This window comes from Streptomyces sp. NPDC046985 (assembly GCF_040644415.1).
In the GTDB taxonomy this organism is placed as follows: Bacteria; Actinomycetota; Actinomycetes; order Streptomycetales; family Streptomycetaceae; genus Streptomyces.
This window is the reverse complement of the sequence record NZ_JBEYWK010000001.1, coordinates 101,050-119,935: the sequence shown is the minus strand read 5'-3', so window position 1 is coordinate 119,935 and position 18,886 is coordinate 101,050. Positions and strand designations below refer to the sequence as shown.

Below are 18,886 nucleotides of genomic sequence, written 5' to 3'. Positions count from 1 at the left end.
GCCGCAGCGCCGGCAGCCCTCCCCGCAACCCCCGCCGGCGTCACGGAACTCGAAGGTCCCGCCGACGTGGTCGGCCGTCTTCGCGCGCGGCTTCGGGGCCCGGGTTCCCGCGAGGCGTTCGGCCGTCTGCGCGTCCTGCGGCTCGGGCGGCTGCTGCCCGACCCCGCCGCCGTCCCGTTCACCTTCGGCTACGCGGCGGTGCTCGTCGTCACCTCGCTCGTCGCCCGCTACGCCGACCCCTCCGTGGTGCACGCCCTCCTGCGCGACTCCAGCACGGACGTCGCCCACCTCGTGCGCGATCCCGTGCGGGTGCTGGCCGCCAGCGCGCTGTGGGTCGCGGGCGGGATCGCCTCGCCCTACTCCCTGTGCTTCCTGCTGGTGCTCACCGCGCTGGAGCGCCGGGTCGGCGCGCTGCGCACGGCCGGGGTCTTCGCGTTCGGGCACGTCGTGGCCACCCTCGCCACCGAGGTCCCGGTGGGGCTCGCGGTGCTGGCCGGACTGCTTCCGGGCAGCGCGCTGCACCGCCTCGACTACGGCGTCAGCTTCGGCGTCGCCGCGTGCGTCGGCGCCCTGACGGGCCTCATGCCGCCGTGGCCGCGCTGGTCCCTGCTGGCCGTGTTCACCGCGGCGGCCGCGCAGGACCTGCTCACGTTCGCGGATCCGATGACGAGTTGCGGGCACCTCCTCGCCCTCGCTCTCGGCGTGGCGAGCCGCCCGGCGCTGCGCGACCGGGCACGCGGCGTTCGCTGACCTCAGCGCTCTCGTGCCCCTGCGAGCACTCCCGGCGGTGCCCTCCCGAGCACTCCCGTGCGGTTCAGTGCGGTCCCGAGCCCTCCCGGGCGGCCCAGTGCGCTCTCGTGCGCTCCCGTGCGCGTTCCAGGTCTTCCCGGCAGGTCCCCGGGTGATCGCTCACAGCGAACGGCGCCCCGGGAACATCCCGCCCCTGCCGTGCATTGAGTCGGCGTAACTCAACTTGACTGCCGAAGGGGAGATCATGGCTGCTGAGTCTGCCGGTTCCAAGGCGCGCACACCGCTCACCCTGCCCGTGCTGCCGCTCGACGACGAGGTCGTGCTGCCCGGGATGGCGGTCCCGCTGGACCTGGGCGACGCCGAGGTGCGCGCCGCGGTGGAGGCCGCCCAGGCCGCCGCGCGGGCGGAGCCGGGCAAGCCCACGGTGCTGCTGGTGCCGCGGATCGAGGGGACGTACGTCACGACCGGCGTGCTGGGCACGGTGGAGCAGGTCGGCCGGACGGCGGACGGCGACCCGGGCGTCCTGATCCGCGGCCGCGGCCGCGTGCGGATCGGCGCCGGGACCACCGGCCCCGGCGCGGCGCTCTGGGTCGAGGGCGTCCGGATCGAGGAGAGCGTGCCGCAGCCGCTGCCCGGCCAGGCGACCGAACTGGTCAAGGAGTACAAGGCGCTGGCCACCGCCTGGCTGCGCCAGCGCGGCGCCTGGCAGATCGTCGACCGGGTGCAGGCCATCGACGACGTCTCCGCCCTCGCCGACAACTCCGGGTACTCGCCCTTCCTCACCACCGAGCAGAAGCTCGTCCTGCTGGAGACCGCCGACCCGGTGGCCCGGCTGCGACTCGCCGCCCAGCAGTTGCGCGACCACCTGGCCGAGCAGGACGTGGCCGAGGCCATCGCCAAGGACGTGCAGGAGGGCGTGGACAAGCAGCAGCGCGAGTTCCTGCTGCGCCGCCAGTTGGAGGCCGTGCGCAAGGAGTTGCGGGAGCTGAACGGAGGGGCCGGCGGCGCGGAGGGCGAGGAGTCCGACGACTACCGGGCGCGCGTCGAGGCCGCCGACCTGCCCGAGAAGGTCCGCGAGGCCGCCCTGAAGGAGGTCGACAAGCTGGAGCGGGCCTCCGACCAGTCGCCCGAGGGCGCCTGGATCCGCACCTGGCTGGACACCGTGCTGGAGATGCCGTGGAGTGAGCGCACCGAAGATGCGTACGACATCCAGGGCGCCCAGGCGGTACTGGACGCCGAGCACGCGGGCCTGGACGACGTCAAGGAGCGGATCGTCGAGTATCTGGCGGTGCGCAAGCGGCGCGGCGAGCGCGGCCTGGGCGTGGTCGGCGGCCGGCGCGGCGGCGCGGTGCTCGCGCTGGTCGGGCCGCCCGGCGTCGGCAAGACCAGCCTCGGGCAGTCCGTGGCCCACGCCATGGGACGTGAGTTCGTGCGGGTCGCCCTCGGCGGCGTCCGCGACGAGGCGGAGATCCGCGGCCACCGGCGCACGTACGTCGGCGCGATGCCCGGCCGGATCGTCCGGGCGATCAAGGAGGCCGGGTCGATGAACCCGGTGGTGCTGCTGGACGAGATCGACAAGGTCGGTTCCGACTTCCGCGGCGACCCGGCCGCGGCCCTGCTCGAAGTCCTCGACCCGGCCCAGAACCACACCTTCCGCGACCACTACCTGGAGGTCGAACTCGACCTGTCGGACGTGGTGTTCCTCGCCACCGCCAACGTCCTGGAGGCCGTCCCGGAGGCGCTGGCCGACCGGATGGAGATCGTCCGCCTGGACGGCTACACCGAGGACGAGAAGGTCGTCATCGCCCGCGACCACCTGCTCCCGCGCCAACTGGAGCGGGCGGGCCTGCGGCAGGACGAGGTCGCGATCGACGACGGCGCGCTGCGCCGGCTGGCCGCGGAGTACACCCGGGAGGCGGGCGTGCGCACCTTGGAGCGGTCCGTCGCACGGCTGCTGCGCAAGATCGCGGCTCAGCACGAACGGGGCGAGCGGGAGCTGCCGTTCACCGTCGCCGCGGACGATCTGCGGGCGCTGATCGGGCGGCCGCACCACGTCCCGGAGTCCGCGCAGGACCCGGCCGAGCGCCGCACGGCGGTGCCGGGCGTGGCGACCGGCCTGGCGGTGACCGGCGCGGGCGGCGACGTCCTGTTCGTCGAGGCGTCCCTGGCCGACCCGGAGACCGGCGCGGCGGGACTGACCCTGACCGGTCAGCTCGGCGACGTGATGAAGGAGTCCGCGCAGATCGCCGTCAGCTTCCTGCGCAGCCACGGCGCCGAGCTGGAGCTGCCGGTGGGCGATCTCAAGGACCGGGGCGTGCACATTCACTTCCCGGCGGGCGCGGTCCCCAAGGACGGCCCGAGCGCGGGCGTCACGATGACCACCGCGCTCGCCTCGCTGCTCTCCGGGCGGCTGGTGCGCACGGACGTGGCGATGACCGGCGAGGTCTCGCTGACCGGGCGGGTGCTGCCGATCGGCGGCGTGAAGCAGAAGCTGCTCGCCGCGCACCGCGCCGGGGTGACCACCGTGATCATCCCCAAGCGCAACGAGCCCGACCTGGACGACGTCCCGGCGGAGGTGCTGGACGCGCTCGACGTGCACGCCGTCACCGACGTCCGCCAGGTCCTGGAGCTGGCGCTCGCGCCGGCCGCGAACGGCGCGGCGCGGGAGGTTCCGGCGGCGGCGTGACGGACGCCGCCGGACGCGCTCAGGCCCGGGTCTCGTGAGGGAGATCCGGGCCTGAGCCGCGCCCGCCGAGCCCCCAGGGGCTCCCGGGCCTGAGCCGCGCTCGCCCACCCCCCCCTCGGGGCCCCGGCGAGCGCGGAGGTCAGCCGTTGGCGAGCGCCTGCACCCGGTCCAGCGCGCCGTTGAACCTGTCGTGGTCGCCGACGGTCGGGCCGGTCGAGGTGTACTGCCACATCGTCTGCACGCCCCAGCCCGCCGGAAGCGTCCCCGGGGCGGCCGCGTAACGGGCTATCCACAGGGGGTTGACGGCGCCGAAGCCGCCGTAGTCGCCCGTGCACTGGGTCCACCAGCTCGTGGCGGTGTAGATCACGGCGTCCCGGCCGGTGCGCGCCCGGTAGGCGTTCAGGAAGTCGCCGATCCAGCTCACCATCGCGCTCGCCGACTTGCCGTAGCAGGCGTCGCCGTAGGGGTCCCACTCGATGTCGAGCACGCCCGGCAGGGTCTTGCCGTCCCGGGACCAGCCGCCGCCGTGGTCGACGAAGTAGTTCGCCTGTGCGGCGCCGGTCGTGGTGTCCGGGGTCGCGAAGTGGTAGGCGCCGCGGATCATGCCCACGTTGTAGGAGCCGTTGTACTGCTGGGCGAAGAAGGGGTTCGTGTAGTACGTCCCCTCCGTGGCCTTTGTGTAGGCCCAGCGCACCCCGCTGTTCCACAGGGTGGGCCAGTCCACGTTGCCCTGGTATTTGGCGACGTCGACGCCCTCGGTCTGGGCGGCGCTCAGGTCGTGGGACGTGCCGCTGCCGCGGCCGTCGTGGGCCAGGACGCCGATGCCCATGTAGGCGGAGCCCCGGGCGGGCGCCGTGCCGGCGGAGGAGGGGGTGGCCAGGAGGAGGGAGAGCGACGCGAGCAGGGTTCCGGCGACGGCGAGTCGTCGCGCGCGGGCCGCTCCGGGTCTGTGCACGGGCATGACGTGCCTCCGAGTTCGGTGGTGCTCGGTGGGGAGACGGGGGCAGGCCCACGGTCGCGCGGGGGGAGCGGGGGAGAGCGAGGGGAGGAGGGGGAGGGCGGGACGCGGAGGACCCGCCCGGGACGATCGTGGCGTGGGCATGCCACTCAGTGCGGTCAACTGAGAAGCTACGCACGTAGACCCGGCCGTGGGAAGAGGCGCCGGGGGCTGCCGTTGGTCTACGCCTGCGAAATACTGACGGAGCTGCGGCGATGGCGGCGCGGGACGGAAACTTTCAGGACCGGGAAACACCAGGCAGGGGCTGACGTGCGGGAAGACGCAGGAGACGAGGAGCGGCCAGTGGGCGCCGGCGGTCTGCCGCCCGGCGGCGCGGACCGCGAGTTCCTCTCCCTGGAGCGGGAGCTGACGGTGCTGCTGCGACGCGCCCGCGCCAGCCAGGGCGAGATGGCCCGCGAGGTCCATCCCGATCTGGAGTCGGCCGCCTACGGGTTGCTGGTCCGGCTCGACGAGGCGGGCGGCCAGCGCGCCACCGCGCTCGCCGGGTACGTGGGCGTCGGCAAGGCCACCATGTCCCGCCAGCTCCGCGCCCTGGAGGATCTCGGCCTGGTCCAGCGCGAACCGGACCCGGCCGACGGACGCGCCTGGCTGGTGGCCCTCACCCCCGAGGGCCGCGGCCGCGTCGGCCGGGTGCGCGAGGCCCGCCGCGCCCGCTACGTCCGTCAGCTCGCCCACTGGGACCGCCGCGAGGTCTCGGAACTGGCCCGGCTGCTGCACGAGTTGAACAGCGTCACGAAGAAGACGGAGAGGTAGCCCGCGCCGCCGCCCGAGCGCGGGGAGGACGACGGGACGGCGAGCGCGCCGGTCGGAGAGGAACCGTCCGCCGCGCGGCGGACATCGGCGCTGCGGCGGACATCGGTGGTGCGGGGGGACGTCGGCCGTGGGGCGGACGTCGGCGGTGCGGCGGGCACCGGCCGTGGGGCGGACGTCGGCCGTGGGGCGCCGGTGGCCGAAGGGCAGGCGTGCGCCGCGAAGCGGCGGCCGGTCGCGGGCGGCGCCGCTTCGCGGCCGCTCGCCGCTCACAGCTCCACGAAGACCGCCGTCGCGTCGTCGTGCGTCTTGTTCCGCCCCAGCAGCGCCCGCTCCTCCCGGTCGACCGCCTCCAGCGCCCGTACGCGATCCACCAGGGCGCGCGCCCCTTCCTTGCGCAGCAGGCCGAGGCATTGCGCCCAGTCGCCCTCGCGGAACGTCTCCACCCAGCGCGCCGCCCCGTCCGACAGCGCGGCCAGGGCCCGCAGCCCGCTCAGCGGCGCCGTGCCCGTCACCGCCCGCTCCGCCGCCGAGGGGTCGGCCGCCGCGGTGAAGAAGCCGCCCTCCTTGTTGCGCACGGTGGCGTCGACCAGCGCGTCCGTGGCGAGGGCGGCCCGGGGCAGCCGGGCCAGCCGGTCGTCGAGCACGGGGACGACCCGGCCGTCGTCGTGCTCCAGCAGGAGCGCCGAGTCGGACAGCACCAGGTACTCCAGGAGGCCCTCTGACCAGCGGGCCAGCACCGCGGTCGCCTGCGGAGTGCGCGGGTGAGAAAGGTCACAGGTGAGCGAATGCGCCTGAGCTGTACGGCTGATGGCGTGCTCAAGGATCTCCGTCAGCGTCAGATCTCCGCGTGAAACGGTCAGTTCGGTCAACGCGCCGCCCAGCCGGGCGGTGAACCAGGGGACGGAGTGCAGACAGCCCGTCTCCGTCCTCGGCGGCGTCACGCCGTCCAGGACGACGAGGCAGCCGCCCTGTCCGGAGGCGGGCAGGGCGAGGGCGGCGAAGTCCTCGTTCGGACGATCCGGACCGCCGGGCTCCGAAACAACCTCAGTGCGCATCCGGTCAGTCTGCACGAGCCCTCCACATACCGCGCCAAAGCCCCGCAGTGACCTTGGGTCTGACGTGACGTCGCAGGTCAGGTGCCTGTTTTACGGCGGAATGGATCACTCCGGGAAGGCGTGGCGGCGAATACTGCCAAAGCCTGCGGCCGACGTCCAACCGGCCCAGGCCACGAGCCCCCGCACCGGTCCGCGGCGACTTGCCCGCCAACTCCTCGCCGGGGTTCACTCCTTCGGGTGGCCGGTCGGACGATGCGGGCCCACTGCCCACCGGCACTGGGAGGGTCGGAAACCGACGCGGGTCCCCAGCTCGAACAGAAGACGAGAGCGGGGAGGGCGTACGCACCCGTCGCATCAGGGGACGGTGCGGCGTCCGGGCCCATGAGTACACGAGTACAGGAGTGCGAGCACCGGTGCAGAAAAAGCGGCCTCGGCGCACAGGCAGGCAGACCGCCACCGCGGGGGGAGCGGTGCAGCCGCCCGGCGCCTCCGCCTCCGCCCCCGTGGGCAAGGGCCGCCCGACCCATGTGCGCAACCGCCTCATCGTCGCCGTCGCCGTGGTGGCCGCGGCCGTCGCCGCGGCCGGCGCCCCCTCCGTCGTGGCCGCCTCCGGGCGACTGAGCGACTCCCAGGGCCTCGTCACCCTCGCCGGGCAGACCGAGGACGCGCTCGCCCTCGCCCACTCCCTCGCCGACGAGCGCGACGAGGTCACCTCCTACGTCGCCGCCGGCCGCCCCAAGTCCCAGGCGCCCTCCGAGCAGCGCAGCACCCGGGTGGACCGCCAGACCGAGGAACTGCGCACCGCCGACGCCGCCCCCGGCTGGCTGCGCGCGGACCTGGACGGCATCGCGGCCGTGCGGCACGCGGCGCTCACCGGCCAGAGCAGCGCCCTCCAGGCCCACCAGGCGTACTCCGCCGTCATCGCCGACCTGCACCGGCTCGCCGAGCAACTGGCCCAGCGGATGACGTCGCGCGCGGGCGGCGGGGCGTACTCCCTGGCCGAGCTGGACACCGCCGTCCAGCAGGCCGCCGCCGCCCGCGGACTGCTGCTCGCGGCGCTGCACGTGCCCCACTCGGCGCGGAGCGGCGTCGACCCGGTCACCGGCCTGCCGGCCCACAGCTCGTCGTCCTCGGCCGACTCCCGGCAGCGCGACGCGCTGAGCGCCGCCGCCCAGCAGGCCCGGGTCCGTTCCGACGCCGCCCTCGCCGAGTTCCGCGACACCGCCCCCGAGACCGCCCGCGCCTCCTACGACTCCACGGTCACCGGGCCCGAGGTCGACTCCGCCGACGGCTACCTGAAGAAGCTCACCGCCGCCGCGTCGCTCTCCGACTCCGACCTCGCCGTCAGCAGCGCCAAGGTCGACGCCGCCCTGTCCGCCCGGGTCGACCTGATGCGCGGCGCGGAGTCCTCGCTCTACGACCACCGCACCAAGGACCTCGCGGCGCTCCGCGACGACGACGTCACCGGGCTGGAGATCCGCGTCGCCCTGCTGGGCGCGCTGCTCCTGGTCTCCCTCGGCGTCGCCACGGCCATGGCCCGCACCCTCACCCGCCCGCTGTCCGCGCTCCGCCGCGGCTCGGCCCGGCTGGCCGCCGCCGAGGACGCGAGCGCCGAGGCGCCGATCGCGTTCACCGGCCGCGACGACGAGTTCGCCCAGGTCGTCCGCTCCGTCAACACGCTGCACGCCCAGGCCCTCGCGCTCGCCCAGCGGGTCGCCACCCTGGAGGCCGACCGCAAGCACCTGGTCGGCCAGCGCCAGAAGACGGCCGACGCCCGCGAGGAACTGCGCGCCGAACTCGACGCCGCCGCCGTCCAGCTCCAGCGGCTGCACGGCAGCATCGGCGCCACCTTCGTCAACCTGGCGCTGCGCACCCTGGGCCTGGTCGAGCGCCAACTCGGCGTCATCGAGGGCCTGGAGGAGCACGAGCAGGACCCGGAGCGGCTCGCCACCCTGTTCAAGCTGGACCACTTCGCCACGGTCATGCGCCGGCACAGCGAGAACCTCCTCGTCCTGGCCGGCGCCGAACGCGTCCAGCAGCACGCCGGCCCGGTCCCGCTGGTCGACGTGGTGCGCGCCGCGGTCAGCGAGATCGAGCGCTACGAACGCGTGCGCATCGCCGTGCTGCCGCCGCACGCGCACGTGGCCGGCTTCGCCGCCGACGACCTCTCCCACCTGCTGGCGGAACTCCTTGAGAACGCCACCTCGTTCTCGCCGCCCGACCAGCCGGTGGAGGTCTCCGGCTGGCTCCTGGAGAACGGCGAGATCATGCTCTCCGTGCAGGACGAGGGCATCGGCATCGCCGAGGACCGGATGACCCGGCTCAACGCCCGCCTCGCCGAGTTCGACCCGGAGACCCCCTACGACCAGGAGACCGACGACGGTCTCGGCCTCGGCCTGTACGTGGCGGGCCGTCTCGCCCACCGGCACGGCGCCCGGGTGCGGCTGCGCGAGCAGAAGCAGGGCGGCGCCGCGGCGGTCGTCGTCGTCCCCCGGCCGCTGCTGGCGGCCGCCCCCGCCGCCGCCGTCCCCGCGCCCCGTCCGGCGCACAGCGCCGCCGCGGGCTACTCCCTGCCGGGCGCCTACGCCGAGGCGAACTCCAACGTCCTGCCCGGCCGCCCCACGGACGGCCCCGCCGACCCGCTGCTGACCCTGGCGGAACAGGCGGTACGGCAGTCCGAGACCCCCCGGCCCCCGAGCGCGCCCTACGCGGCCCCCGGCGCCGCACCCGCGCCCACTCCGGCCCGCGAACCCGCGGGCGAGCCATTCGCCGCGCCCGAGCCTTACGCCGCACCCGGCGCCGTGCCGGAGCCCGGACCCGCCAGCGCGCCGTTCCCCGCGCCCGGATCCACAGCCGAGCCCTTCGCCGCACCCGGCGCCTCGCCCGCCCCGGCGTCCGGACCCGCCAACGCGCCGTTCCCCGCGCCTCGGTCGGAAGGCGTCCCCTTCGCCGCGCCCGGACCCACAGCCGAGCCTTGCGCCGCCCCCGGCCCCGCACCCGCGTCGGCGGCCGCCCCCGCCAGCGAGTCGTTCGCCGCGCCCGGATCGGAGAGCGATCCCTTCGCCGCGCCCGGACCCCCCGCCGAGCCCTTCCCCGTACCCGGACCTCTGAGCGACCCGTTCGCGAGGTCCGCGCCCGCGCCCGCCGCCGCTCCCTTGCCCGCGGCGGCCTCCCTGCCCGGCGCGGCGCCGCCGGAGTCCCCCGTCGAGACGACGATGGAACTCCTGCTTCCGTCGCCTGCGGCCGAGGGCTTCCGCGCGCCGCCGCGCGAGGCAGCCGCACCGGACCCCGCGCCGCACGCCCCCCTGCCGCACGCCCCCGCGCCCCCCGGCCCGGCCGACGCGGTGCACGAGCGGGTCGTCGGCGCGGACGAGGACCCCGTCACCGCCAGGGGCCTGCCCAAGCGGACCCCCAAGAGCACGACCCCTACCCACGCCCCCCGCCAGCGCACCGGATCCGTGGACGCCGACGCCCTCCGCCGACGCCTGGGCGGCTTCCGCCGCGGAGCCCAGGCGGGCTACCGGGAGGTGGAGGCGGAGATCGCCGAACGGACCGCTCAGCACCAGCGGCCGGCGCCCGCCGGACACCCGCACGTCGAAGACGCCACGGGGGGCACCGTCGAGGAGGCAAGCAGTTGACAGCGCCCACCACCTTCGGACTGAGCAGCGAGGCCCGCAACCTGCACTGGCTGCTGACCAACCTCGTGGAGGAGGTGCCCGGCATCGAGTCGGTCGCCGTGGTCTCCTCCGACGGCCTGCTGCTGCTCTCCTCCGACCAGCAGCGCCTGGAGGAGGCCCGCCGGGCCGGCGCCGCCCACGGCGGACCCCGCGGCTCCGCCGCGGACCTCGCCACCATCGTCTCCGGCATCGGCAGCCTGACCGTCGGAGCGGCCAAGCTGATGGACTCCGGCGCCGTCAAGCACACGATGGTCGCGATGGACGAGGGCACCCTGTTCGTGATGTCGATCAGTGACGGCTCGCTGCTCGGCGTGCACGGCTCCGCGGAGTGCGACATGAGCGCGGTGGCGTACCACATGGCGCTCTTCGTCGGCCGCGCCGGACACGTGCTCACGCCCGAGCTGCGCGGCGAGCTGCGCAGGTCCCTGGAGTCCGATGCGGCGGGGAGCGCCCGATGAGCAGTGCGATGAGCGGCTGGCCGGGACAGCGGCTCCCGGTGCGCGGCGGGGACCGCACACCCGCCCGCGTGCGCCCCTACTCGCTCACCGGCGGACGCACCCGCTTCGGACACGTCCTCCTGGTGGAGACGTTCGTCGGGAGCACGGCCGCCCTGGAGGCCGCCGAGGAGCGCAAGGAGCTGGCGAACGGCGGCGCCCCCGCCGGCCGGGTCATGCCGGAGATGCTGGCCATCGTCGAACTGTGCCGCCGCATGCGCACGGTGGCCGAGATCGCCGCGCTGCTGAAGATGCCGCTCGGCGTGGTCCGCGTGCTCCTGAGCGACCTCGCGGACCAGGGAAAGATCCGTGTGTACGGAACCGGGACCGGTCACGGCGCCGGCCGTCCGGACCGCGCGCTGCTGGAAAGGGTGCTGAGTGGACTCCGCCGTCTCTGACTCCGCCGTCTCCGGGCCCGGCTTCCCGGCGGCCGCCCCCTACGGCGGCTACCCGGCCGCCGTGCCCGAGGAGACCGTGCAGCCCTGGCAGACGGACCGCAGCCGCGCCCCGATCGCCACGAAGATCGTGGTGGCCGGCGGTTTCGGCGTGGGGAAGACCACCATGGTCACCGCCGTCTCGGAGATCACGCCGTTGCAGACCGAGGCGCTGATGACCGAGGCCAGCGCGGAGACCGACGACCTCACCGCCACGCCGGGCAAGTCGACCACCACCGTCGCCATGGACTTCGGCCGCATCACGCTCGACGACGACCTGGTGCTGTACCTGTTCGGCACGCCGGGGCAGCAGCGGTTCTGGTTCATGTGGGACGACCTGGTGCGCGGCGCGATAGGGGCCGTCGTACTGGCCGACACCCGCCGCCTGAAGGACTCCTTCGCGGCGCTGGACTACTTCGAGAGCTGCGGGCTGCCGTACGTGGTGGCGGTCAACCACTTCGACGGCACGGAGCGGTTCGACCCCGACGACGTGCGGGAAGCGCTCACGGTCCCCGCGCACATACCTGTCATGATCATGGACGCGCGGCGCAGGATCTCGGCCGTCGAGACCCTGCTGGCGCTCGTCGCCCACGCGCTCGAGGAATCCCCCCAATGACCCCTCGGGCAGTTCAGAAGTCGTAGGAGGCGTCACCCGCATGCGGAAGATACTCGTCGTGGGGGCCGGCCAGTCCGGTCTCCAGCTCGCCCTCGGCCTCCAGTCGCACGGGTACGAGGTCACCCTGATGTCCAACCGGACCGCGGACGAGATCCGCGCCGGCCGGGTCATGTCGACGCAGTGCATGTTCCCCACCGCGCTCCAGCACGAGCGCGACCTTCAGCTCAACTTCTGGGAGTCGCAGGCGCCCAGGATCGAGGGGCTCGGCGTCTCGGTCGCCGCCCCCGGCTCCTTCGACCCCGGGCCCTCGCAGCGCGTGATCGACTGGGTGGGGCGGCTCGACGGCTACGCGCAGTCCGTCGACCAGCGGGTGAAGATGGCCGGCTGGATGGAGACCTTCGCCCAGCGCGGCGGCCAGCTCGTCATCCACGGCGCCGCCGTCGGCGACCTCGACTACTTCTCCCGCGCCTACGATCTCGTGCTGGTCTCGGCCGGCAAGGGCGAGCTGGTGTCGATGTTCGGGCGGGACGCGAGCCGGTCCCCGTACACCGAGCCGCAGCGCGCGCTGGCCGTCTCCTACGTGCACGGCCTGGGCCCGCGCCCGGAGCACCCGGAGTTCGACGCGGTCCGCTGCAACCTGGTCCCGGGCGTCGGCGAGTTGTTCGTGATGCCGACGTACACGCTCTCCGGCCGCGCCGACATCCTGTTCTGGGAGGGCGTCCCCGGCGGCCCGCTGGACGCCTTCGCAGGCGTCAAGGACCCCGCCCAGCACCTGGCGTTGACGCTGGACCTCATGCGCACGTTCACGCCCTGGGAGTACGAGCGGGCCGCGCGCGTGGAGCTGACGGACGCGGGCGCCACCCTCGCCGGCCGCTACGCGCCGACCGTGCGCAACCCGATCGGCCGGCTGCCCGGCGGCGGCCTGGTCCTGGGCGTCGCCGACGTCGTCGTCGCCAACGACCCGATCACCGGCCAGGGCTCCAACTCGGCCGCCAAGTGCGCCGCCGCCTACCTGGCGTCGATCCTCGAACACGGCGACCGGCCGTTCGACGAGGAGTGGATGCGGCAGACGTTCGACCGGTACTGGAACACCGCCCAGCACGTCACCAAGTGGACCAACGCGATGCTGGCCCCGCCGCCGGAGCACATCCTGAACCTGATCGGCGCCGCCGGCCGGCTCCAGCCGGTCGCCGACCGCTTCGCCAACGGCTTCGACGACCCGGCCGACTTCGAGGACTTCTTCTACGAGCCCGCGAAGACCGAGAGCTACCTCGCCGAGGTCGCCGCGGGCGCCGGGTCGGCGGCGTAGCGCGCTGACCGGAAAGGCGCACCCGCTCGCCTTTCCGGTCACGGCCACGGTCACGGCCGTGGCGGCGGCGTCCGGCGTCCCGCTCCCGTCGTCCGCCGTCCGGGCGGGCGCCGCGCGGGGGACGGGAGCCCTACAGCTTGACGCCCGGCCCGCCCAGCGTTCCCCCGGAGAGCTTCGGCGGCGCGTACCGCCGCAGGGGCGCCTCGCCCGGGTCGGGCCGGACCGCACCGAGCACCGGGTTGCCGGCCAGCGGCGACACCTTCACCTTCGCGCCCGGCCGCGGCGCCTGCACCACCATGCCGCGGCCGAGGTAGAGGGCGACGTGGGTGGCCTCGGGGAAGTAGACGACCAGGTCGCCGGGGCGCAGCGCGTTCAGCGGCACCCGCTCCAGCCGGGCCCACTGCTGCTGGCTGGTGCGCGGGATCGCGGTCCCGGCGTGCCCCCACGCCTGGGAGGTCAGTCCGGAGCAGTCGTAGGCCCCCGGGCCCGCCGCGCCCCACTGGTAGGGCTTGCCGACCTGCCGCACCGCGTAGCTCACCGCCCGCTCGCCCGCCTCGGTCGGCGGCCGGTCCGTGCCGAGCGCCCCGGACGTCATGAGCTTGCGCTGCGCCTGAAGCACCCCGTTCTGCTCGAACGCGGCGAGCGCGGCGAGCTGTCCGCCGCTGAGCGAGGCGAGCATCCCCTCCACGGCGTGCAGCCGGCCGCGCACGTCGTCGCGGGCCTTGCGCTCGCGTAGGGCGACGGCGAACTGGGCGCTCAGGGCCGCGTGCGCCCGGCGGGCGAGGCCGTCCGCGTCCTTCTCCCGCGCCGCGAGCCGGGCCACCGTCGCGGCGCGCTCCCGCGCGACCTGCCCGATGACGTGCCCCTGGTCCAGGGCCTGTTGCGGATCGCGGGCCAGCAGCAGTTGCAGGTAGGGGGAGAGGCCGCTGCCGCCCTGGTACTGCTGCCGGGCGAGCCGTCCGGCCGCCGTGCGGCCCTCTCGCAGGGCGACGCGGGCGCGGGTGAGGGCGGCGTTCAGCCGGTCCGCCTCGGCGCGCTGCTTCACCAGTCGCTCGGCGTCGGCGTCGTAGGTCTCGGTGGCCTGCTCGGCCTGCCGGTACAGCTTCTGCAAGTCCGTCAGCAGGGCGGCGGTGGTCCGCTGCCCGGCGGCCGCGGGCGCCGCGGGGGCCGCGGGCGCGCTCCCGGCACCCGGCCCGTCGGCTGGGGTCGCCCCCGGCGCCGTCACGGCGGACCGTCCCGGTGCGGGGGGTCCGGGCACGGCCAGAGCGGCCGCCGGGACGAGCGCGGCCTGCGCCGCCACCGTCGCTGTGCACACCAGGCGCAGCACCTTCGCCGACACGTCATCACCTCCGGTGCGGGGCGGTCCGTCCGCTCCACACCGTGCAGATTCGACGTATGAACCGACTGCGCGTGGCCGTGTTGCGCCGGGCGGCGCAACAGCGTCACTCCTAGGTGTCTCCCGGCTCGCCCTCGGCGCCGGTGCGCGGGTCCTGACGGGGCTCCGGCCGGGACCACGGCCACCGCAGCCGGCCGGTGTCCGCCCCGGGGTCCGGGTCGAACGTGTACGTCCAGCCGCGCGGCAGTCCGAGCCGCCCGGCGGGTCCGCGAGGCGTCAGCCGGTAGACGAGCACCGCGGGCGGCCCGCCCGCCGGGTCCGGCACCGGGATGCGGTACGTCTTCGGCGGGCGCCCGGTCGGCCCGAGCAGCACGGGCAGCACCCGGCCGTCCATGGGGCCGCCCTCGAACGGGGTGTCTTCGCTTCTCACAGCAACAGTGTCAGCCATCGGCCGGGACGAGTCTCAGCCATGCGCCGGGACCGGTGTCGGCCGTCTGCCGGCACTGGTGTGGGCCATGCGCCGGGGCGAGTCTCAGCCATGCGCCGGGCACAGTGTCCGCCGTCCGCCGGGCGCGGTGTCCGCCGTCCGTTGGGCCCGGCGTCGGCCGTACGGCGGGCCCGGTGTCAGCCGTCCGCCGGGGCGAGGCGGCGCACCAGCTCGGCGGCCTGCTCGTCGCGGGCGGCGGTCGCCGCCAGTACGGCGGTGAACTCCTCGACCAGCCAGTCCCGCAGGTCGGCGGCGGGCGGCTGCTTGCCCTCGTCCAGCCAGATCAGCGAGGCCGCCTCCACGGCCGTGATCCACACCCGGACCGTCATCCGCAGCCACGGCCCGGGGTCGGTGACCTCCAGGTGGCTGAGGATGTGCTCGGCGGCGGCCCGGCGCACCCCGTCCACGATGGCGCTGGTGCGGGACGTCTCCACCACGCTGCCGCCCTGGAGCAGCGCGGTGAACCCGGCGTCGTGGGAGTCGACGAACGCCAGGTAGCGGTCCAGGGCGCCGCCGAGGCGGCCCAGCAGCGGCCCCTCGCGCGGCGCGTCGAAGCAGTGCCGCAGCTCCTCGGCGGCGGAGCGCAGAGCGGCCTCGTAGAGCTGCTGCTTGCCGCCGGGGAAGTACCGGTACACCAGCGGTCTGGACACTCCCGCCGCCTCCGCCACGTCGTCCAGCGACACCTCTTCGGGCGCCCGGTGCGCGAACAGCGACAGCGCGGCGTCCAGGAGCTGGGCGCGGCGCTCCTCGACGCTGAGGCGGCGGTAGGCGGGAGAGGGCGCGGCAGGGCTCATGAGACGCAGCGTAATCGCCGCCCGGCCCGGCGGCCCCTGGCCCGCGTGCTCCCCGCGCCCGCGCGGCGCCTCCGCCGAGGACGCCGGGAACGGGGCCGCCGACGCCCGCTTCCCGCGCCCGCACGGCGCCTTCACGTCACCAGCGCCTGCGCCGCCTTGGAGTCCTCCGCTTCCCGCGCCCCCGCGGCGCCTTCCCCGCGCTCACGCGGCAAGCTCCCCGCACTCACGCGCCCCGCTCCCCGCGCCCGCGCGGTTCCCCCCCGGCGTCCGCGTGCCGTCCGCGCTCCGCGACTACGCCAACAGTCCCGACGCCTTCCACAGCCGCCGTCCGGGGCCCCGCAGGACCCCGATGTCGTCGAGGAAGTCGGTGAGCCGCTTGGCGCCCGACTGCATGACCTCGCGCCGGTGGCCGCTGGCCCTCACCTGGGCCATGGCCTCTCGCCGGTCCAGGCCGACGTTCGCGTACACCTCGGGGTTGACGAACGCGACCGAGAACACCCGGGCGAACTCGCCGGAGGTGACCCGGGTGAACTCCTTCGACCAGCGCGGCGCCGTCAGCATCTGCCGGCGCAGCTCCTCGCGGGCGTAGCGCACGTGCCGCGCCTCCTCCACGACGTGGATGCGCGTGACCCCGCGGATCAGCGGCTGCACCCGCTCGTCCGGGAAGGTCAACCGCTGCATCCAGTCCAGGACCTCCTCGCCGAGCAGGGTCGCGGTGAAGGAGCCGGGGGTGGTGGAGACCGTCTTGAACAGGCGGCCGAGGTGGTGGTGCGCGCGGCTCACCGGGTACCAGGGCGTGCCGCCGCGCGAGATGACGCGGGCGAACATCTTGGAGTGCCGGCACTCGTCCTCGATCTCGGTCAGGGCGTAGCGCACGTGCGCGCTCGTGACCGCCTTGTCGTAGACGTGCCGGACGAGGAGCTGCATCAGGATCAGCTCGAACCAGATGCCGAGCGAGGCGAGCGCGGCGGCCTCGTGCCGGGAGAGCAGGATCCGCTGCTCCTCGCCCATCCGCTTCCACAGCGGGGTGCCGTACAGCGACACCAGCTCCGGCGGCCAGAACCACTTGCCCTCCTCGAAGGGGGCCTCCCAGTCCAGTTCCTCGTCCGGATCGAAGGAGTGCCGGGCGGAGGAGGCGAGCAGCCGCTCGGCGACCTGCTCCCGGTCCTTGAGCAGACCGAGCGCGTCGCGCGGTCCGGCGAGCGCGTCGGCTTCCGGCACGGTCGTCATGGCTGTCCCACCTCGTCGCAGGGGAATGTGGCTGGATCGAGCGGTTACTCAGGAGTCAGGTCGTCCCGCTCTTATGAGACTGCTTGTCAGTAAGCTCGTCAATCCCTTGCACACGACTTGTTGACCCGCCGTCTACATGTGAGCCTGCCAGGTATGCCGACTTTCGATCTGTACGCCAACGACCCTGGCGGGGCGCACTGGTCGGTGCCCGCGACCGGGGCGGCCCGCCTCAGCTTCGAGTACGACGACGGACGCGACCGGCTGCTGGCCCTGTACCAGAAGGGCAAGGACAAGCAGTGGGACGGTCAGAAGCGCATCGACTGGTCCCTGGACGTCGATCCCTACGATCCTCTGGGCACTCCCGAGGAGGCGATGACCCTCTACGGCACCCCGTACTGGGCGAAGATGACCGACCGGGACAAGGGCGAGCTGCGCCGGCACTTCGCGTCCTGGCAGTTCAGCCAGTTCCTGCACGGCGAGCAGGGCGCCATGATCTGCGCCGCGCGGATCGTGGAGTCCGCGCCCGACCTGGACGCGAAGTTCTACTCGGCGACCCAGACCATGGACGAGGCCCGGCACGCCGAGATCTACGGCCGTTTCCTGCACGAGAAGATCGGGATGCTCTACCCGATCAACGACAACCTCCAGTCGCTGCTGGGCGACACTCTGCGCGACAGCCGCTGGGACATGCCCTACCTCGGCATGCAGGTCCTCATCGAGGGCCTGGCGCTGGCCGCCTTCGGCATGATCCGCGACACCACCGACAAACCGCTGCCCCAGCAGATCCTCGCCTACGTCATGCAGGACGAGGCCCGGCACGTGGCCTTCGGCCGCATGGCGCTGCGCGACTACTACCGGCAGCTCACCGACGCCGAACTGCGCGAGCGCGAGGAGTTCGTCATCGAGGGCTGCTACCTGATGCGCGACCGGCTGCGCGGCGTCGAGGTCCTGGAGAACTTCGGCGTGCCGCGTGCCGAGGCCGACGAGCTGAGCGAGAACTCCGAGTTCCTGCGGCTCTTCCGCCAGTTGCTCTTCAGCCGGATCGTCCCCTGCGTGAAGGACATCGGCCTGTGGGGCAAGCGCCTGCAACAGGCGTACGTCGACATGGGCGTCTTCGAACTGGGCGACTCCAACCTGGACCAGCTCATGGCCCAGGACGAGGAGATCGCCGAGAAGCTGGACGCGGAACGCTTCGCGGCGGAGGAACGCGAGCGGTCGGCCGAGGTCGCGGAGGCGATCGAGCAGGGGAGGAGCGGCGACTGACGCTCCGGCACGTCAGGTGCCCGTGGTCTCGCCTTCCCGCCGGGGAGGCGTTACGCCTGGTGTTGGTGTTGGTGTTGGTGTTGGTGTTGGTGCTGGTGCTGGTGCTGGTGCTGGTGCTGGTGCTGGTGCTGCGGGCGCGGCGCCGCGTCCTTCGTCGCCTTAGCGAGGGACGCCGCCGTACCGCCGCCGACGTCCGCGCGCCGCGCCGCGCCGCTGCCGAGGGGTGGCGGCGCGGCGCGCGGCATCCGTACGCGCGGTGTGCGGCGCCCGTCGTCGCACCGCCTCGTGCGCGAGGAGCGCGGGCACACCGAGACGCGTCGTGCCCGCCCCTAGCCGAACCCTCCAGAGGGGGCGGCCCTTTCGTCCGGCGTCAGCACCAGCACGGCGCGCTTCCGAGGGGCTCGATGTAGCGGGCCGAGCCCCACGCCCAGACGCCGCCGGCGAGCAGGTACCAGACCGGGTTGCCGCGCACGAACTGGCCGCGCGTCCGGCAGTAGATCCGCACGATCTCGCCCTGCCGGGCGTACCCGATCACCTGGCTGCCCTGGTCCGGCCGGCTGCGCAGCACGAGGCCGCCGCGGGCCGTCACCCGCCCCCGGGTGTACGACGCGCCGTCGTCGCCGGAGGTGTGCGGCTCGGCCGCGGCCGAGGTCCCGGAGGTGTGCGGCTTGGCCGCGGCCGAGGTCCCGGCGCTCTGCGGGCGTGCCGCGGCCTGGGGCGCGGCGGCGGCCCGCGCGGGCTTGGCCGCGGGCGCCCCGGCGGTCGTGCCGGCGCCCTTGCCGCCGCTCGGGGACGGCCCGGCGCCGGCTGGACCGTTCAGCGCGACGGCGGGCACGACCGAGGCCGCGGCCAGCAGGGCCCCGGCGGCGGCCGCCACGGCGAGCCGGGTGAGGGGGGAGCGCAGGGACATGAAGGACCTCCACCAGAGGCGACGCGGCCCGCAGCAGCGGACACACCTGACTGATCGCCACATTAGGAGCGTAG

At 74.5% G+C, this 18,886-nt stretch carries 16 protein-coding genes; 9 read left to right on the top strand and 7 right to left on the bottom strand.

Annotated features, from left to right (window positions below; genetic code table 11):
• The first annotated feature begins 66 nt into the window (after positions 1–66).
• Both ABZ861_RS00525 and lon read left to right on the top strand, forming a co-directional pair.
• Positions 67–750: a rhomboid-like protein gene (locus tag ABZ861_RS00525; RefSeq protein ID WP_361621280.1), complete on the top strand. Its 684-nt coding sequence runs from the start codon at positions 67–69 to the stop codon at positions 748–750.
• Between the two features lie 244 nt (positions 751–994).
• Positions 995–3,436 (top strand): endopeptidase La, encoded by a 2,442-nt coding sequence (lon, locus tag ABZ861_RS00520; protein ID WP_361621277.1) that lies wholly within the window; start codon positions 995–997, stop codon positions 3,434–3,436.
• Positions 3,437–3,575: 139 nt separating this feature from the next.
• Here lon and ABZ861_RS00515 read toward each other — a convergent pair whose 3' ends face one another.
• The gene (locus ABZ861_RS00515; RefSeq protein ID WP_361621274.1) at positions 3,576–4,397 is read right to left on the bottom strand and encodes a lysozyme; all 822 of its coding nucleotides are present in this window, start codon (positions 4,395–4,397) and stop codon (positions 3,576–3,578) included.
• 339 nt (positions 4,398–4,736) lie between these two features.
• Here ABZ861_RS00515 and ABZ861_RS00510 point away from each other — a divergent pair, with 339 nt between their 5' ends.
• Positions 4,737–5,207, top strand: a complete 471-nt coding sequence (locus ABZ861_RS00510; RefSeq protein ID WP_361622396.1) for a MarR family transcriptional regulator — start codon at positions 4,737–4,739, stop codon at positions 5,205–5,207.
• A gap of 266 nt (positions 5,208–5,473) precedes the next feature.
• Here the strand turns inward: ABZ861_RS00510 and ABZ861_RS00505 are convergent, their stop codons facing one another.
• Positions 5,474–6,262 carry a hypothetical protein gene (locus ABZ861_RS00505; protein WP_361621271.1) on the bottom strand — a complete coding sequence of 263 codons (789 nt, stop codon included), beginning with the start codon at positions 6,260–6,262 and terminating at the stop codon, positions 5,474–5,476.
• Between the two features lie 413 nt (positions 6,263–6,675).
• Between ABZ861_RS00505 and ABZ861_RS00500 the strand changes: the two genes are divergently transcribed.
• The 5 genes from ABZ861_RS00500 to ABZ861_RS00480 all read left to right on the top strand — a co-directional run bounded on the left by ABZ861_RS00500 (position 6,676) and on the right by ABZ861_RS00480 (position 12,792).
• A complete protein-coding gene (locus ABZ861_RS00500; RefSeq protein WP_361621268.1) occupies positions 6,676–9,900 on the top strand; it encodes a nitrate- and nitrite sensing domain-containing protein in 3,225 nt (1,074 codons plus the stop codon).
• Entirely contained in the window at positions 9,897–10,397 is a 501-nt protein-coding gene (locus ABZ861_RS00495) for a roadblock/LC7 domain-containing protein (RefSeq protein WP_361621265.1), read from the top strand. The genes ABZ861_RS00500 and ABZ861_RS00495 overlap by 4 nt, the downstream gene beginning before the upstream one ends.
• A gap of 8 nt (positions 10,398–10,405) precedes the next feature.
• A complete protein-coding gene (locus ABZ861_RS00490; protein ID WP_361622393.1) occupies positions 10,406–10,831 on the top strand; it encodes a DUF742 domain-containing protein in 426 nt (141 codons plus the stop codon).
• A gap of 61 nt (positions 10,832–10,892) precedes the next feature.
• Entirely contained in the window at positions 10,893–11,483 is a 591-nt protein-coding gene (locus ABZ861_RS00485; RefSeq protein WP_361622390.1) for an ATP/GTP-binding protein, read from the top strand.
• Positions 11,484–11,523: 40 nt separating this feature from the next.
• A complete protein-coding gene (locus ABZ861_RS00480; RefSeq protein WP_361621262.1) occupies positions 11,524–12,792 on the top strand; it encodes a styrene monooxygenase/indole monooxygenase family protein in 1,269 nt (422 codons plus the stop codon).
• Between the two features lie 130 nt (positions 12,793–12,922).
• Here ABZ861_RS00480 and ABZ861_RS00475 read toward each other — a convergent pair whose 3' ends face one another.
• The 4 genes from ABZ861_RS00475 to ABZ861_RS00460 all read right to left on the bottom strand — a co-directional run bounded on the left by ABZ861_RS00475 (position 12,923) and on the right by ABZ861_RS00460 (position 16,639).
• The gene (locus tag ABZ861_RS00475; protein ID WP_361621259.1) at positions 12,923–14,131 is read right to left on the bottom strand and encodes a C40 family peptidase; all 1,209 of its coding nucleotides are present in this window, start codon (positions 14,129–14,131) and stop codon (positions 12,923–12,925) included.
• A 109-nt stretch (positions 14,132–14,240) separates the two neighbouring features.
• Complete coding sequence (locus ABZ861_RS00470; RefSeq protein ID WP_361621256.1) at positions 14,241–14,558, bottom strand: hypothetical protein; 318 nt, start codon at positions 14,556–14,558, stop codon at positions 14,241–14,243.
• Positions 14,559–14,752: 194 nt separating this feature from the next.
• Complete coding sequence (locus ABZ861_RS00465; protein WP_361621253.1) at positions 14,753–15,409, bottom strand: helix-turn-helix domain-containing protein; 657 nt, start codon at positions 15,407–15,409, stop codon at positions 14,753–14,755.
• Between the two features lie 291 nt (positions 15,410–15,700).
• Positions 15,701–16,639: a diiron oxygenase gene (locus ABZ861_RS00460; protein ID WP_361621250.1), complete on the bottom strand. Its 939-nt coding sequence runs from the start codon at positions 16,637–16,639 to the stop codon at positions 15,701–15,703.
• Between the two features lie 153 nt (positions 16,640–16,792).
• Here ABZ861_RS00460 and ABZ861_RS00455 point away from each other — a divergent pair, with 153 nt between their 5' ends.
• Complete coding sequence (locus ABZ861_RS00455) at positions 16,793–17,902, top strand: ferritin-like domain-containing protein (RefSeq protein ID WP_361621247.1); 1,110 nt, start codon at positions 16,793–16,795, stop codon at positions 17,900–17,902.
• 370 nt (positions 17,903–18,272) lie between these two features.
• Here ABZ861_RS00455 and ABZ861_RS00450 read toward each other — a convergent pair whose 3' ends face one another.
• Complete coding sequence (locus ABZ861_RS00450) at positions 18,273–18,812, bottom strand: SH3 domain-containing protein (protein ID WP_361621244.1); 540 nt, start codon at positions 18,810–18,812, stop codon at positions 18,273–18,275.
• Positions 18,813–18,886 lie beyond the last annotated feature (74 nt).

Coding starts and splice junctions, on each gene's coding strand:
- lon (WP_361621277.1), top strand. CDS start 995: ATGGCTGCTGAGTCTGCCGGTTCCAAGGCGCGCACACCGCTCACCCTG.
- ABZ861_RS00515 (WP_361621274.1), bottom strand. CDS start 4,397: ATGCCCGTGCACAGACCCGGAGCGGCCCGCGCGCGACGACTCGCCGTC.
- ABZ861_RS00505 (WP_361621271.1), bottom strand. CDS start 6,262: ATGCGCACTGAGGTTGTTTCGGAGCCCGGCGGTCCGGATCGTCCGAAC.
- ABZ861_RS00490 (WP_361622393.1), top strand. CDS start 10,406: ATGAGCGGCTGGCCGGGACAGCGGCTCCCGGTGCGCGGCGGGGACCGC.
- ABZ861_RS00480 (WP_361621262.1), top strand. CDS start 11,524: ATGCGGAAGATACTCGTCGTGGGGGCCGGCCAGTCCGGTCTCCAGCTC.
- ABZ861_RS00465 (WP_361621253.1), bottom strand. CDS start 15,409: ATGAGCCCTGCCGCGCCCTCTCCCGCCTACCGCCGCCTCAGCGTCGAG.
- ABZ861_RS00460 (WP_361621250.1), bottom strand. CDS start 16,639: ATGACGACCGTGCCGGAAGCCGACGCGCTCGCCGGACCGCGCGACGCG.
- ABZ861_RS00455 (WP_361621247.1), top strand. CDS start 16,793: ATGCCGACTTTCGATCTGTACGCCAACGACCCTGGCGGGGCGCACTGG.
- ABZ861_RS00450 (WP_361621244.1), bottom strand. CDS start 18,812: ATGTCCCTGCGCTCCCCCCTCACCCGGCTCGCCGTGGCGGCCGCCGCC.